The following is a 14,670-nucleotide window of genomic DNA, read 5'->3' on the forward strand; positions in this document are numbered from 1 at the left end:
TTATCCGCCCGCCACCGCGCGTGTAGGACGGCGGAATATAGCGGTCAATACCGGCACACGGTAAGGCCGGGCAAGAAACCGGACCGCCAGCGGGGACGGCCGCCAGAGTCGGCGACTGTCGGTCAGCGGACCGCAGGCGGGTGCCGGTAGAGGGAGACCAGGACGCCGTAGCGCGCCTGTCCCGGCGGCGCCTCCTCGGCCTCGCCCACCAGTTCGTCCAGCGTGGACCGCAGGTGTTCGGCCTGGGCCGGGGTGAGCCGCAGGTGCCGCAGGTGCACGAGCGGGTCGGGGTCGCCGGCGAGTTCCTCGGCGTACGCGCCCAGCAGGGCCGCGGTGGCGCCCGCGTCGGTGTCGGTGCCGACGAGGCGGCGGAACGTGCGTTCGTGGTAGCGCTCGGTGCCGCCCCGGACCTGGCGGCTGTGCGCCGGGCGGACCATGCCCGCCTCGGTCAGCACCCCGAGATGGTGGGCCACCGTGCCCTTCGCCGCGCCGAGGCGGCCGGCGAGCTGGCTGAGCGTGGCGGGTCCGGCCCCGAGTGCGAACAGCAGCCGGTGCCGGAACGGGTGGGCCAGCGCCTTGAACTGGGCCGGCTCGCGGATCTCCAGCGGGTCGTCGGTCACCGCCAAAGCGTCTATTTCTCTTGACGCTTTTGTCAACCGGCTGCTCTACTTCTCACCCACCACGAGAACGGGGAACCGATGGATCCAGAAGACGTCACCACCGTCGTCGAACGGGCCGCCGGCCTGGTCGCCGACGAGTACGTCCTTCCCGACGTCGCCGACCGGCTCGCCGGCCACCTGCGCGAGCGGCTGCGCGCCGGGGCGTACGCCGGCGCGGGCGATCCCGCCACGCTCGGCGCGCTCGTCACCGCCGACCTCCAGTCGGTCAACGGCGACCTGCACCTGCGGCTCAAGCACCACGAGCAGCCGCTGTCCGACAAGGCCGACGACCCGACCGGGGAGCACTTCGCGCGCCTCGCCGCGCTCGGCATGGGCGGCGTGACCCGGGTGCAACGGCTGCCCGGCAACGTCGGGCTGCTGGAGATCAAGCCGTACGTGTTCCCGCCCGACCTGGCCGGCGACGCGCTGACCGCCGCGCTGCGGCTGCTCGCCGGCACCGACGCGCTCCTGCTCGACCTGCGCGGCACCGAGGGCGGCAGCCCGGACGGGGTGGCACTGATCTGCGGCTGGTTCTTCGCCGAGCCGACGCACCTGCACACCATGCACGAACGCTCCGGCGCCACCCGCCAGTTCTTCAGCGCCGCCTGGCTGCCGGTCCCCCGCTACGCGCCGGACAAGCCGGTCCACGTGCTCACCGGTCCGGCGACGTTCTCCGGTGGCGAGGAGCTGGCGTACGACCTTCAGCAGTTCGGCCGGGCCACTGTGGTCGGCGAGCCGACCCGGGGTGGCGCGCACCCCCGGATCGGGCACCGGCTGCACCCGCACCTGGAACTGACGGTGCCGGTGGCCCGGCCCGTGCACGCGGCGAGCGGCACCAACTGGGAGGGCTGCGGCGTCGCCCCGAACGTGGAGACCCCGGCCGACCGGGCACACGACGTCGCGTACCGCCGGAGCCTGGAGGCGCTGCTGGCGGCGAACCCGGACCGGCCGACGGCGGCCGAGGCGCGGACGGCCCTCGCCGCCCTGGGCTGAGCCGCGCCGGTCAGGACCAGTCCTCCGCCGGGGCCGGATCCTGCGGCGCGACGGCCGTGCCGGGCGGCCCGCCGTGCGTCCACGGGGTCTCCTCCGGCGCGGGGAACGCGCCACCCGGCAGGAAGCCGTCGGAGAGGCCGGTCAGGCAGATCCGCTCGCCCACCTCGGGGACGCTGCCGGGCGGCGCGGTCAACCCCCGGCCCATCCCGCCGGACAGTTCCAGCACCACCTCGGTCTTGCCGTCGCCGCCGGGCGTCAGGAACACGATCTTCGCCTTCTGACCCGGACGGGCCGGGGAGTACAGCGTCGCGCCCACCGGCATCGGCACCGGCTCGGTGGTGACCACCTGAATGCGGGGGCGCAGCACCGGCCGCTTGCCGGAGTCGTCCACCCGCGCCGGGTCGGCGAGCGTCACCTCGCCGACGAACGCCTCCCCGGACAGCCGGTGCTCGGCCATCACCAGCGGATCGTCGTAGGCGCGCTGCACCGCCCACGCCGTCGACGCCCGTTCCAGCCGCTGCAACCGCAGCGCCGCCGCCACCGCGCCGTCGCGGCGCGGCTGCGGGCCGCCCCCGGCGTCGACGTGCTCGGCGTGCGCGGTGAACGCGTCCCGGTCACCGGCCCACCGGCCGGCCACCCGCGTGCCGGCCGGCAGCGTCCGCAGCAGCCCGACGCCGCGCCACATCAGCTCCCAGGTCGGCGCGAGCTGGTCGCGCAACAGGCCGGCAAGCTCGTCGTACGCGGCCGCGCGGGCCGCCGGGTCGTCCTCGGCCCGGGTGTACGCCTCGATCGCCGGGGCGAGCCGGCGGTTGTCGAAGTCCGGGTCGGTGGCCGGCCCGGCCGGTGGACAGTGCGCCGGATCCTCGGCGCGGGCCGCCGCCTCGGCGCCGGTCAGCCCGGCCGGCGGGTCCAGCCAGCCCAGCACCGCCGGCAGGTGCAGATCCTCGACCACGCTCTGCCCGGTCGCCCAGTGCAGCGTCAGCGCGTCGGTCAGCGCCAGCAGCGCCGACGAGCCGGGTTGCTCGGCGCGCTCGGCGAAGAACGTCAGCCAGCGGCCGAGCAGCGGCACCGACTGATGCACGGGATAGTCGCCGTCGGTCCGGCGGAATCGGGTGGAACGGCCGAACAACCGCAGGAACGTGATCCCGGCCGGGTTCGGCACCAGCAGTTGCGGCGCGTCCACGTACCGGTGGCGGACGTCGCGGCGCCGGTCCACCGGCACCGCCTCGGTCAGGTCACGGAACTCGTCCAGGTACGGCAGCACGATCCCGGCCAGCTCGGCGGCGAACGCGAACCGCTGGTCCCGGTTGCGTGGCTGCGGCACCACCAGCAGCCGGGCCTCGTCGGGCGCGGCGCCCACCATCGCGGCCAGCGGGGCGTTCGCCTCACCGGCCAGCGCGAGCGGCACCAGCACCAGCGGCCGCTCCGACAGGTGCAGGTGGCGGACGGTGGCCACCGGCTGGGCCCGCCCGGTGGCGACCGCCTGCGCCCGGGCGAGCGCGCGAAGCGTACTCACGCGGGGTGCCCGGCGAGGGCGTCGGCGCGCAGGCGCGCGGCGGCCCGCAGCAGCGCGGCGGCCTCCGCCTGCTCCGGCTCGGGCGCGGCCACGCCCTCGGCGAGCGCCAGCACGTCGGCGACGTCCTCGACGCCACCCAGCGCCTCACGGACCGGCCGGCCCAGCGCGCCGGTCCGGCCGCGCGCCTCGTGCCGGCAGAAGTACGCCAGCTCGCAGGCGGCCAGGCAGTCGGGCGCGTAGCGCGCGGGCACCTGGTGCAGCGCGGCGGCGAGCGTGGCCGGATCGGCCGCCGGGTCGACTGTGAACCCGGCCGGCACGGCGGCGAGCAACTCCTCGACCCGGGCCATCCGGGCCAGCTGGCGGCGCAGCACCAGCAGTTGCCGGCGCACGTCGAGCAGGCTGGCCACCGGCTGGTTGGCGAAGTCGCGCGGGCAGACCAGCACCACCTCGTGCGACACCAGCTCCGGGTCGCGTCCCCCGGCCGCGAGCAGCTCGCGCAGCGCCAGCACGTAGACGGCGGACTGGATCGCGGCGGCGGCGACCTTGCCCGGGTCGGCCTGCCCGTCGATCACCGGAAACGACTTGATCTCCACGACGTGGAACCGGCCGGCCAGCCGGGCGGCGACCAGGTCCGGTTCCAGGTGCACCCGGGTACCAGCCACGTCCAGGCCGAGCAGCGGGTGGTCGAACAGCGCCGGGCCGTCGCCGCCCGCGGTGAGCGCCGCCCGGGACCGCTCCGGCCGGTCCTCGTCGGCACCGAGGTCGGTCCAGGTGGCATCAGTCGGAACCGGTACGCCGAGCCGCTCCGCGACCAGGCGCAGCAGTTCCGCCCCGCCGTCGGCCTTGACCTGGGCCTCGAAGGCGTTGCCCCGGGTGATCGCGAAGCGGGACTGGCCGAACCGGGCCGGGAAGCCGAGTTGCCCGGCGAGCGCCGGCTTGTCCGCGCCCGCGCTGTCCAGCACGGCCCGCCGGGTGCAGCCGGGGTTGCCGGTCAGCGCGGCGATGGTGCGGGCGTTGTGCCGCCGGGGCGGCCCACCACCCCGGATCTGCGCCAGCCGCTCCTCCACGCCACCCATGATCCCAGAATAGGTGTGCGCACCCGGGGACTCAGCGGCCGGCGGAGCGGTTCCAGGGCGAGCGGGGCGACTGCGCTCCCGCGACCCGGCGGCTGCGGCGGCGGTGCCGGCGCCCGGGGGTGCAGGGCGGTCGGGCGGCGGTGTGCACCGGCACGGCGGGCGGGGTGACCGGCTGCCGGCCGATCAGCCAGCAGAGGAAGCGGGTCACCGGTCAGCCGACCGGGAGGCGCTCGGCCTCGGCCCGCGAGATGTCGTACTGGGCGCCGCAGAACGTGCACTGCTGCGCGTACCGGGTGCGCAGCGGGATCAGCGGGATGAAGAAGAGGCTGAACCTGGTGACCCGGCGGGTGATCACCTGGGCGGCCTGGTTGCCGCAGTTGCGGCAGACCTGGGTGACGACGCCGGACCTGTCGACCTTGGTCCGCAGCCCGAAGATGAAGAACATCGCCCGGCATTACCCACCCGGGGCCCGGGTTAAGCGGGCCCCGGGCGGGTCACCGGAAGGTCAGGCGGGAACCTCGTCGGTCAGCCAGATCGGCTTCCAGTCCGGCACCTCGTGGAAGCGCCGCAGCTCGGCGAACCCGGAGACGATGCCGGTCCAGGCGCCGTACGGCGGGTTGCCCTCGTCGAAGCCGGACTGCACGAACGTCAGCTTCGTCCGGCCCTCGGACTCGTCCAGCTCCCAGGAGGTCACGCCGGTCGGTCCCCAGTCGATGGAGAGCCCCCGCCCCGGCGTCACGTCGAACACCTTCGCGGCCTGACCGGCGTCGAAGCCGCCCATCGCGTACCGGCCGCCCTCCCAGGGCTCAATGCCGATCGGGTAGCCGAACCAGGCGCCCGCCTGCTCCGAGTCGGTGAGCGACGTCCACACCTTGTCCATCGGCGCGTCGATCAGCAGCTCGCCGCGCAGGTCGGCGGAGGTGAAGTCGGTACGCGGCAGCAGCGGCCGGCCGTCCAGGTGGTCGTTGAGGTTGGCGAGCGCCAGGTACCAGTACGTCTGGAGCACGCCGCGGATGCTGCTGCCGCTCATCGCCTCCTCGAAGCTGAAGTGGCTCTGCCGCAGCGTGAGTATGGTGCCGTCACCGTCGGGCTCCAGCTCGAACTCGGTGGTGGTCTCCACCCCGTCGAGTGTCCACGCGAAGCGCAGCGTCCGGTCGTCGACGTGCAGCAGCCGCTGGTGTGGCGCGTCGCCCTCGGGCGTGTAGCGACCCCAGAACGCGTACCGCCGGGGAAGCTCGACCTCGGCGTGCTCGGCGAGCCACACGCGCAGCTCGGCGGGGTCGGTCAGGGCGCGGCGGACGGTCGCCACCGGTGCGGCGAGGCGGGCGCGGATGGTCATCGGCTCAGTCATGCTTGTCGCCTTTCGGGTAGCAGGCCACGGCGAGCTTGAAGGCGTCTCCCTCGGCGCCGCCGTAGCGCGTGAACAGGTCCTGCAGCGTCGTCTGCAGGTCGTGCAGGAACTCCTGCCGCCGTTCGGCGGGCACCCGGATCTCGCCGGAGACGCCGATGGACGGCAGTTCGGGGGCGGTGCGGTCCAGCGCGGCGATGTCGGCCTGGACCTCCTCCATGAGGTCGAGCAGGTAGCCCAGGCTCAGCTCGTCGCGGGCCCGGCGGGTGCCGCCGATGCGGCCGACCAGGCGGGGCGAGAGCCAGTACGACCGGGCGACGGCCTGGTAGATGCCCTCGGTGATGCCGCGTACCTGCCGCTGCGCCACCTGCTCGGCCAGCCCGGCCGCGACGAGCTGCTTGACGTGGTAGTAGACGCGCTGCGGCGTCTGCTCCAGCCGGGCCGCGACCTCGGTGCAGGTGCGGGGCTCGGCCAGTTGCCGCAGCACCTCGATGCGCTGCGGCTTGAGCAGGACTTCGGCCTGCTCGCGCTGTTCCAGATACAGGACGTCTCTCATGGCAAAATCAGTTTGTACGTACAAAACTTCTTTGTCAATAGCTTCGACGAAAGGCCGCGCGGTCCGCGCGGCCTTTCGTCGGTACGACCGGTCAGGGCGTCCAGTCCGGACGCAGCGGGTACCCGTTCACCCCGTCCGGACCGTTGTGCGTGGCGAGCACGTGGTGCAACTGGATGCCGTTGCGCTCGAACGCCAGCCGGGAGCCGGCCATGTAGAGACCCCACACCTTCGCGGTGCCCGGCCCGACCTCGCCGACGCAGAAGTCCCAGTGCTCGACCAGGTTGCGGCACCAGCCGGCGAGCGTCAGCGCGTAGTGCTGGCGCAGGTTCTCCTCGTGGTGCACCTCGAACCCGGCGTCGTGGATCTCGCTGATCAGCCGGCCCGGACCGGCCAGCTCGCCGTCGGGGAAGACGTACCTGTCGATGAACGCGCCGGAGCGGTGCGGCGCCCGGTTGTCGGCGCGGGTGATGCAGTGGTTGAGCAGCCGCCCGCCCGGCTTGAGCCGGGAGCGCAGCGCACCGAAGTAGGCCGGGTAGTTGCGCACCCCGATGTGCTCGGTCAGCCCGATCGAGGAGATCGCGTCGAACTGCTCGCGCGGCGCGTCCCGGTAGTCCAGGTGGCGCACCTCGGCCAGCTCGCTCAGCCCCTCCCGCTCGATCGCGGCGCGCGCCCAGTCGGCCTGCGCCTTCGACAGCGTCACACCGAGCGCCTTGACGCCGTACTCCCGGGCCGCGTGCCGGACCATGCCGCCCCAGCCGCAGCCGACGTCCAGCAGCCGCATCCCCGGCTTGAGCGCCAGCTTGCCGGCGACCAGGTCGTACTTGTTCCGCTGCGCCTCTTCGAGCGTGTCGCCGGGGCTGCGGAAGACCGCGCAGGTGTACGTCATGGACGGCCCGAGCACCTTCTCGTAGAAGGCGTTCGACACGTCGTAGTGGTGGGAGATCGCGCTGCTGTCCCGGGTACGCGAGTGACGCAGGCCGGTCATCAGCCGCCGCCAGCGCGGCGCCGCCTCCTGCGGCGGGGGCGGCGGCGGACGCAGCCGTTCCCAGCCCAGCCCACGGACCAGCGCGAGCGCCTCGCTCATCGCCGGGAGCCGCAGCGGCACCTCGTCCTTGATCACCCGCAGCGCCTCGTACGGGTCGCCCGGGTGCACGCCCTCCAGCCCCAGGTCGCCGCTGACGTAGGCCCGGGCCATGCCCAGGTCGCCCGGCGCGGTGAGCAGGTAGGACAGGCCCCGCTCGGTGCGGATCGCCAGGGTGATCCCGGCGTCGGCCGGGCCCAGCGCGCTGCCGTCGTAGCCGGTGACCCGGACGGGCAGGTCGCCGGTGGTGACCGCGCGGACCACGTCCGCGACTGTGGGTCCGGTACGCCGCCCGCCCGCCGGCGGGCCGGCCGGGGCGCTCGCCGCCCCCGGTGTTCGGTCGGTCAGACTCATGCTCGGGATACCGCCTTCTCGTACAGTCCGGTGAGTCGGTGGTCCGGGTCGTAGCGGTCCTTCACGGCACGCCAGGTGTCCCCGCCGTAGAGGCGGTCGAACTCGCCCCGGTCGTAGTACGCGTCGGAGTAGAGCGACTTGTGGCCGCCCACCTCCGACACCATGCGCTCGATCTGGCGGTTGACGTCGCCGTCGGCGGCGCCGGCCGCGATGGGCACGCTTCCCCAGAAGCCGATGTTCACATACGTTTCGCCCGGTTGGAGCGGATACAGCGGCCACGCCTTCGCCGACCCGGGACCGGACGGCTCCCGCAGCCGCAGCGGACACAGCCACACCGGCGTCATGCCCACGTTCGCCGCGAACCAGCGCAGGAACTCGGGCGTGCGGTCGAGCGGGACCTCCACGTCCTGCACCACGCGCTCGCGGGCCGGGCGGCCCCGCCACCTGTCGACGCGGGCGGCCACCTGGTGCCGGTGCTCCAGCCGCACGATCCGGTGGTAGACGTCGCTGCGCCGGTAGCGCCGCGGCCACAGCCGCCGCACCACCGGGTGCTGCACCCCGAACGCCGCCGAACACCAGAACCAGTCGGTGTCCCAGCGCCAGAGATAGTCGTACGCGGTGAGCGTGTCCCGGGTGCGCCGGCGCAGCGAGCGGTAGTAGATCTCCTGGCCGGTGTAGTCGGACGGATGCTCGTCGGCCTCGTCGGTGAACGTGCCGAGCACGAGGTATGCCTCGCCGGGGCTGAACACCACCCCGTCCATGGCGTCGACCGGCTCACCGCCCCAGGCGCCCTTGGCGACCACCTCGCCGATCGCGTCGACCAGCTCCTCCAGCCGGGTGAACCGGATGTTGCGCAGCGACACGTGCCGGCGGATCGGTTGCAGCTCGATGCGCAGCCGGGTGGCGTAGCCGAGGCTGCCGAGCGAGTTCGGGAAGGCCCGGTGCAGGTCGGCGTGCTCGCCCCGGGGCCGGGTCGTGACGATCTCACCCGCGCCGGTGAGCACGTCCATCTCCAGCACCGACTCGTGCGGCAGGCCGTTGCGGAAGGAGGTGGACTCGATGCCCAGCCCGGTCACCGCGCCGCCCAGCGTGATGGTGCGCAACTGCGGCACGACCAGCGGCATCAGGCCGTGCGGCAGCGTCGCGTCGACCAGATCCTCGTACGTGCACATGCCCTGCACGTCGGCGGTGCGGGCCGCCGGGTCGACGGCGAGCACCCCGGTCAGGCCGCTCACGTCCAGGCCCGGGGCACGCGGCGCGGAGCGCGGCCGGAAGAGGTTCGAGGTGTGTTTGGCCAGCCGTACGGGTTCCCCGGCGGGCACCGCGGCGTAGGAGCGCCGCAGCGTGTCCACCGCCCGTTCATGATCACGGACAGCGTGCATGAGATCACCTTACGCGCGGGTACGACAATTCGTGGGACGTCCACGGTGGCCTCGCCGACTCGCGGTCGACTCGCGCGTTACCGTGACCGCCATGGCGAATCCCGCGCTGACCGCTCTCGACCACGCCGGCCTGCCGTACCGGGTGATCCGCCACGGTCCGGTCGCGAGCCTCGCCGAGGCGGCCGCGGCGCGCGGCGTCGAGGTGCCGGACGTGGTCAAGACGATCGTGGTCCGCCGCGGCGAGGGCGACCTGCTGTTCGTGCTGACGCCCGGCGGCCGGGTGATCTCCTGGCCGAAGCTGCGCGCCCTGCTCGGGGTGAGCCGGCTGTCGATGCCCGACGCCGAGGCGGCGAAGGCCGCCACCGGGTACGCGCGCGGCACCATCACCCCGTTCGGCTCCACCACCGCCTGGCCGGTGGTCGCCGACGAGCGGCTGCGCGGCCGGGAGATCACGCTCGGCGCGGGCGAGCACGGCCTGGCCGTCGCTGTCGACGCGGACACCGTGCTGGCCGCGCTCGGCGCGACGGTCGCCGACGTGACCGACGAGGAGCCGACGCGCTGAGCAGTGGCCGGCACGCGACCACGGGCATAGCGTGGAGGACATGCCGAAAGCCGTATGGAACGACCTCGTCGTCGCCGAGAGCGACGACACAGTGGTGGTCGAGGGCAACCACTATTTTCCCCGTGCCGCGCTGCGCGACGACCTGATCCGGGAGTCCGACACCCACACGGTCTGCCCGTGGAAGGGCACGGCCTCCTACTACACGCTCGAACACGGTGGCGCCACCAGCCCGGACGCCGTCTGGTACTACCCCGACCCCAAGCCGGAGGCGGAGATGGTCCGCGACCGGGTGGCGTTCTGGAAGGACGTCCGGGTCGTCGACTGAGTCACCGTGCCGCCGGGGCGACTGGCACCCGGCGGCCCCGGTGGGTCAGGATGCCCCCATGGCCGACCCGCACTCCGACCCGTCCGGCACCGTCTACGGCGCCCGCGGCGCGCGCCGCGCCCGTGGCGTCCGGCTGCCCCAGGACCCGCTGATGCGGGTCGCGCTGGGCGTCGGCGTGGCGGGCGTACTCCTCGGGGCCTTCTTCGCCACCGGCGTGCTCGGCGGCGGCGGCGACCGGCCGGTGGTGCCGGCGGCCGCGGTGCCCACAGCGGAGCCGAGCGAGCCGAGCGCGGAACCGACGGCGGAGCCCACGCCGTCGTCGTCGCCCTCGCCGAGCGCCGCGCCGAGCACACCCGCCGCGCCGGTGGCGACGCCGAAGGTGATCCGGGGCGTGCCGTCCGGGCGCTGCCTCGGCGTGACCGGCGACGAGGCCGAGGGTGCGCAGGCCGCGCTCGCCGACTGCACCGGCGGGCCGGAGCAGCAGTGGGTGGTCACGCCGGTCACCGACGACACCTACCTGCTCGTGAACGCGGCCAGCAGCAAGTGCCTGGACGTCAACGAGGCGAAGACCGACGACGGCGCGGACGTACAGCAGTGGTCCTGCAACGGGCAGGCCAACCAGCAGTGGCGGTTCCAGTCGGCCGGCAACGGTGCGGCGCTGCTGGTCGCCGTGCACAGCGGCAAGTGCGCGCAGGTCGACGACGCGGGCACCGAGCCGGGGCGCGAGCTGGAGCAGGCGCCGTGCAGCGGCGCTCCCGAGCAGCAGTGGGCGGCCGGCTGACCCCGGTAGCGCCGACCGGTCAACCCCGGTAGCTCCAGGCCCGCCGGCCCGCTGCCACCGGCAACGTGAACGCGCGCTCGCCGGCGCCGCGGCGGCGCAGCAGCAGCGACAGTCCGGCCGCGCCGACCGACAGCGCGCCCGCCACGTACCAGGCCATCGCGTAGTCACCGAGCCGGTCCCGGACCAGACCGGCGCCGGTGGCCGCCAGCGCGGCGCCGAACTGGTGTGCGGCGAACACCCAGCCGAACACCACGGCGCCGGATGCGCCGAACCACTCCCGGCACAGCGCCACGGTCGGCGGGACCGTCGCCACCCAGTCCAGCCCGTAGAAGACGATGAAGACCAGCATGCTCGGCCGGGCCGTACCGGCGAACAGGCTCGGCAGCACCAGCAGCGACGCCCCGCGCAGCGCGTAGTAGGCGCCGAGCAGCAGCCGGGGGTCGACCCGGTCGGTGAGCCAGCCGGAGGCGATCGAGCCGGCGATGTCGAAGAGCCCGACCACGGCGAGCAGGCTGGCGGCTGTGGTCTCCGGCATGCCGTGGTCGTGCGCGGCGGGCACGAAGTGCGTACCCACCAGGCCGTTCGTGGTCGCGCCGCAGATCGCGAACCCGCCGGCGAGCAGCCAGAACGGCCGCGTCCGCGCGGCGGCGGCGAGCGCGCCGACCGCCCGCGCCGCCGCGCCGCCCTCCGGCCGGGCCGGCGGCACGACCTCGGTCGCGCCGTAGGCGGGCCGCCCCAGGTCCGCCGGATGCTCCCGCAACAACCACACCACAAGGGGTACGACCGCCAGAGCGGCCCCGGCCACGACGAGTGCTGCCGTGCGCCAGCCGTGGTCGCGCACCAGCACCGCGAGCAGCGGAAGGAAGACGAGCTGCCCGGCCGCGCCGCCCGCGGTGAGCACGCCGGTCACCAGGCCGCGACGCTCGACGAACCAGCGCCCGGTCACCGTCGCCACGAAGGCCAGGGCCATCGAGCCGGTGCCCAGCCCGACGAGGACGCCCCAGCACAGGATGAGCTGCCAGCTCTCGGTCATCCCCACGGTCAGGCCGCTGCCGGCGGCCACCAGCACCAACGCGCCGGCCACCACCCGGCGGATGCCGAACCGGTCCATCAGCGCGGCGGCGAACGGCGCGGTGAGGCCGTACAGCAGCAGGTTGACCGAGACGGCGGCGGAGATGGTCGCCAGCGGCCAGCCGAACTCGCCGTGCAGCGGGTGCAGCAGCACGCCGGGGGTGGCCCGGAAACCGGCCGCGCCGACGAGCGCGACGAAGGCGACGGCGGCGACTAGCCAGGCCGGATGCAGGCGGGATCGGGTCACCAACCGAGTCTCGGGCCGGGCGGCTCCTCCGACGAGTGGCCGGAAAGCCATCGTGCGCAATAATCGGGCCATGTCCGTACCGCACCGGGTCGCCGTCCTCGCCCTCGACGGCGTGGTGGCGCTCGACCTCGGCACCCCGGCCCAGGTCCTCGGCGCCGCCCGCGCCGACGACCGCACCCCGCTGTACGCGGTGGCCACCTGCACCCCCGGCGGCCTGCCGGTACGCAGCAGCGCCGGCTTCCAGGTCCTCCCCGACCACGGCCTGGAACTGCTGGGCAGCGCCGACACGGTGATCGTCCCCGGCATCCACGTCGGCTCGCCGCTTTCCGACGGCACGGTTCCGGTCGAGGTGGCCGACGCGTTGCGGGCGGCGTACGACAGGGGTGCCCGCGTCATGTCCATCTGCACCGGCGCGTTCGTGCTGGCCGCCGCCGGCCTGCTCGACGGCCGCCCGGCCACCACGCACTGGGCGTACGCGTCGCGCTTCCGCCACCTGCACCCCGGCGTACGGCTCGACCCCGACGTGCTGTTCGTCGACGACGGTCGCGTGCTCACCTCGGCCGGGGTGGCCGCCGGCATCGACCTGTGCCTGCACGTCGTCCGCACCGACCACGGCAGCGCGGTGGCCAACCGGGCGGCCCGGCGCTGCGTGGTGCCGCCGTGGCGCGACGGCGGGCAGGCCCAGTACATCGAGCGGCCGATACCCCGCGGCGCGGACAACGGCACCGCCGCCACCCGCGAGTGGGCACGGCAGCGGCTGCACGAGCCGGTGGCGCTGCGCGAGATGGCGGCGCACGCGAGGATGAGCGTCCGCACGTTCACCCGGCACTTCCGCTCCGAGACCGGGCTCAGCCCGGCCCAGTGGCTGCTCCAGCAGCGCACCGAGCACGCCCGGCTGCTGCTGGAGACCACGGATCTGAGCGTCGACCGGATCGCCCGGGACGCGGGTTTCGGCACCACCGCCGCGCTGCGCCAGCACTTCCACGCCCGGGTCGGCGTGGCTCCCACCGCCTACCGCCGCACGTTCCGCCCGTCTCCTGGCCCGCGCCCCGCCTCCGTCGATCTTGGAGTGGTGGCGCCTGGAGGGCCGGACGTGTCGGAGTTGTCCACCGCCACAACTCCTTGATCGACGGCCTGGCGGTCAGGCGGTCAGGCGAGGTGGGGCTGGCGGCGCAGGGCGCGGAGCTGCGCCAGGTGCAGCGGCAGGTGCACGCGGATGTGCAGGTCCAGCGCTCTGCCCCAGGGCAGGGAGTCGTCCACGTCCAGGTCGAAGCCCTCGCGCAGCACCGTGTCCACAGGTGTCTCCGCCGCCGGGCCGAGCCGCTCCGCCAACGCGCACAGCTTCTGGCTGGTTGCCCGGAACAACGCGGCCAGGCCGTCCAGCCCGCCGCACTCGGAGACCAACGCGTCGAGTTGCGGACGGTGGATGGTGTCCAGGTCGTAGTAGGCGAACGGCGAGCCGGCCAGCACCGCCTCGGTCGCCTCGCTCATCAACTCGTCGTTGGCGGCGAGGTGCGCGACGATCTGCTCGGCGCTCAACTGCCCTTCCGGCGGCGGCCCGAACCCGCCCGCGTCGATCTCCGCGAACAACTCCTCGTACGCCTGCCGCAGTGCCGGGGCGTCCACCTCGTCCATGCCCCGCATCCAACCCTCGCCGCGGCCGGGGCCACCCCTGCTACCGCGCCCGGTTCACCCGGACGCGTGAAGGCCGGCACCCCGTTGGTTCGGGGTGCCGGCCTTCTCGTGTGTCTTACTTGTTCCAGTGTTCGGCGACGAGGTCGGCGGCCTGCTGTTCCCACTGGGCGTAGTGGTCGGGGTAGGCGGAGACCTGGACGGTCTGGGCGGCCTTGGTCAGGGGCATGTCCTGCCAGCCGTCGACCTGCTTCAGACCCTTCAGGAACGCCGTGGTCGAGTACTCGGGGTCGGTGATCTGCTCCACCGTGCCCCAGCCGGAGGACGGGCGCTGCTGGAACAGGCCCTGCGAGTCGTGGTCGTTACGGTCACCGAGGTGGCCGAGGTTCTCCAGCTTCGACTCCTGCAACGCCGTCGCGATCGACACGACGGCGGCGCGCTCGTCCATGCCGGCCTTCTTCGTCGCGGCGATGATCGCCTTCACGTTCTTGGTCTGCTCGTCGTTCAGGTCGATACGGGACTGCTTGCCCTGCACACCGTGCGGGATCAACTTGTCACCCTGCACCGTGACACTCACCGGCTTCGCATGCGTGGTGGTGTCCGCCGCGTGAGCGGCCACCGGACCGGCGAAGACGCCACCGGTGAAGGCCAGACCAGCAATACCCAGAACGCTCTTCCGCAGGATCGTGTTCATCAGAAATGCTCCATTCGGGGGTCGACGCACCCGGGGGACGGGATACGCGGGCACCGTCAGGCGCTCAAAAAGTCTGGGGGGATCTCGGCTGCTCGCGCGGCAGGGGGTTGCCTCTGCGCGGCGCCGGAAGCATGTCCAACGACCCGCCACCCGCCATCATTCCCGAGGCGGTGCACGCCACCGGAGGGGCGCGGGGGTCCACGTCGTCGGAACCGTGTTCAGCGACCAGCCCGCCGGGACCATTCCCCGCGGCTCACGTCGCCAGAACCGAACTCAACGACCACCAGCCCAAGACTGTTCCCACAGCCAGCGCAGCCCTTAGAAGGGCTCGGCTGGTGCTCGGTCGCTCACCCGGTTACAACGCCACCCACCCGCCAGCGATTCCACCCCCAG

At 73.7% G+C, this 14,670-nt stretch carries 17 protein-coding genes; 5 read left to right on the forward strand and 12 right to left on the reverse strand.

From position 1 onward, the window contains the following. Nucleotides 1-122: 122 nt before the first annotated feature. On the reverse strand, nt 123-620 hold the full coding sequence (locus EAD96_RS04955; RefSeq protein ID WP_121683439.1) for a transcriptional regulator: 498 nt from the start codon (nt 618-620) through the stop codon (nt 123-125). Between the two features lie 78 nt (nt 621-698). Here EAD96_RS04955 and EAD96_RS04960 point away from each other — a divergent pair, with 78 nt between their 5' ends. Further along, nucleotides 699-1,652 carry a S41 family peptidase gene (locus EAD96_RS04960; RefSeq protein ID WP_121683440.1) on the forward strand — a complete coding sequence of 318 codons (954 nt, stop codon included), beginning with the start codon at nt 699-701 and terminating at the stop codon, nt 1,650-1,652. A gap of 10 nt (nt 1,653-1,662) precedes the next feature. On the opposite strand, the gene EAD96_RS04965 is transcribed toward EAD96_RS04960, so the two are convergent. The 8 genes from EAD96_RS04965 to EAD96_RS04995 form a co-directional block, all read right to left on the reverse strand. Continuing rightward, nucleotides 1,663-3,168, reverse strand: a complete 1,506-nt coding sequence (locus EAD96_RS04965) for a hypothetical protein (protein ID WP_121683441.1) — start codon at nt 3,166-3,168, stop codon at nt 1,663-1,665. Further along, nucleotides 3,165-4,235 carry a hypothetical protein gene (locus EAD96_RS04970; protein WP_121683450.1) on the reverse strand — a complete coding sequence of 357 codons (1,071 nt, stop codon included), beginning with the start codon at nt 4,233-4,235 and terminating at the stop codon, nt 3,165-3,167. The genes EAD96_RS04965 and EAD96_RS04970 overlap by 4 nt, the downstream gene beginning before the upstream one ends. Nucleotides 4,236-4,275: 40 nt before the next feature. Beyond that, entirely contained in the window at nt 4,276-4,452 is a 177-nt protein-coding gene (locus EAD96_RS30980; protein WP_158614778.1) for a hypothetical protein, read from the reverse strand. A gap of 3 nt (nt 4,453-4,455) precedes the next feature. Continuing rightward, complete coding sequence (locus EAD96_RS04975; protein ID WP_120571482.1) at nt 4,456-4,689, reverse strand: zinc-ribbon domain-containing protein; 234 nt, start codon at nt 4,687-4,689, stop codon at nt 4,456-4,458. Between the two features lie 60 nt (nt 4,690-4,749). After that, complete coding sequence (locus tag EAD96_RS04980; RefSeq protein WP_121683442.1) at nt 4,750-5,595, reverse strand: SRPBCC domain-containing protein; 846 nt, start codon at nt 5,593-5,595, stop codon at nt 4,750-4,752. Beyond that, nucleotides 5,588-6,148 carry a helix-turn-helix domain-containing protein gene (locus EAD96_RS04985; RefSeq protein WP_091418858.1) on the reverse strand — a complete coding sequence of 187 codons (561 nt, stop codon included), beginning with the start codon at nt 6,146-6,148 and terminating at the stop codon, nt 5,588-5,590. The genes EAD96_RS04980 and EAD96_RS04985 overlap by 8 nt, the downstream gene beginning before the upstream one ends. Nucleotides 6,149-6,239: 91 nt before the next feature. Then, nucleotides 6,240-7,583: a class I SAM-dependent methyltransferase gene (locus EAD96_RS04990; RefSeq protein WP_121683443.1), complete on the reverse strand. Its 1,344-nt coding sequence runs from the start codon at nt 7,581-7,583 to the stop codon at nt 6,240-6,242. Beyond that, nucleotides 7,580-8,965, reverse strand: coding sequence for an FAD-binding oxidoreductase (locus EAD96_RS04995; protein WP_121683444.1), 1,386 nt, complete (start codon nt 8,963-8,965; stop codon nt 7,580-7,582). Before EAD96_RS04995 ends, EAD96_RS04990 begins: the two co-directional genes overlap by 4 nt. A gap of 91 nt (nt 8,966-9,056) precedes the next feature. Between EAD96_RS04995 and EAD96_RS05000 the strand changes: the two genes are divergently transcribed. The 3 genes from EAD96_RS05000 to EAD96_RS05010 are packed head-to-tail and all read left to right on the forward strand — an operon-like array spanning nt 9,057 to nt 10,633. Beyond that, a complete protein-coding gene (locus tag EAD96_RS05000) occupies nt 9,057-9,527 on the forward strand; it encodes an aminoacyl-tRNA deacylase (RefSeq protein WP_120571486.1) in 471 nt (156 codons plus the stop codon). A gap of 40 nt (nt 9,528-9,567) precedes the next feature. After that, a complete protein-coding gene (locus EAD96_RS05005) occupies nt 9,568-9,852 on the forward strand; it encodes a DUF427 domain-containing protein (RefSeq protein ID WP_121683445.1) in 285 nt (94 codons plus the stop codon). Nucleotides 9,853-9,910: 58 nt separating this feature from the next. Then, on the forward strand, nt 9,911-10,633 hold the full coding sequence (locus tag EAD96_RS05010; RefSeq protein WP_120571487.1) for an RICIN domain-containing protein: 723 nt from the start codon (nt 9,911-9,913) through the stop codon (nt 10,631-10,633). Between the two features lie 19 nt (nt 10,634-10,652). On the opposite strand, the gene EAD96_RS05015 is transcribed toward EAD96_RS05010, so the two are convergent. Then, nucleotides 10,653-11,951 (reverse strand): MFS transporter, encoded by a 1,299-nt coding sequence (locus EAD96_RS05015; RefSeq protein ID WP_121683446.1) that lies wholly within the window; start codon nt 11,949-11,951, stop codon nt 10,653-10,655. A 70-nt stretch (nt 11,952-12,021) separates the two neighbouring features. Between EAD96_RS05015 and EAD96_RS05020 the strand changes: the two genes are divergently transcribed. Further along, nucleotides 12,022-13,077 (forward strand): GlxA family transcriptional regulator, encoded by a 1,056-nt coding sequence (locus EAD96_RS05020; protein WP_199733069.1) that lies wholly within the window; start codon nt 12,022-12,024, stop codon nt 13,075-13,077. Nucleotides 13,078-13,100: 23 nt separating this feature from the next. Here EAD96_RS05020 and EAD96_RS05025 read toward each other — a convergent pair whose 3' ends face one another. Further along, nucleotides 13,101-13,577 carry a hypothetical protein gene (locus EAD96_RS05025; RefSeq protein WP_030273018.1) on the reverse strand — a complete coding sequence of 159 codons (477 nt, stop codon included), beginning with the start codon at nt 13,575-13,577 and terminating at the stop codon, nt 13,101-13,103. Nucleotides 13,578-13,701: 124 nt separating this feature from the next. Further along, on the reverse strand, nt 13,702-14,277 hold the full coding sequence (locus EAD96_RS05030; RefSeq protein WP_121683448.1) for a hypothetical protein: 576 nt from the start codon (nt 14,275-14,277) through the stop codon (nt 13,702-13,704). Nucleotides 14,278-14,670: the final 393 nt, after the last annotated feature.

It is taken from the genome of Micromonospora sp. BL1 (assembly GCF_003667485.1).
GTDB lineage: Bacteria > Actinomycetota > Actinomycetes > Mycobacteriales > Micromonosporaceae > Micromonospora > Micromonospora tulbaghiae.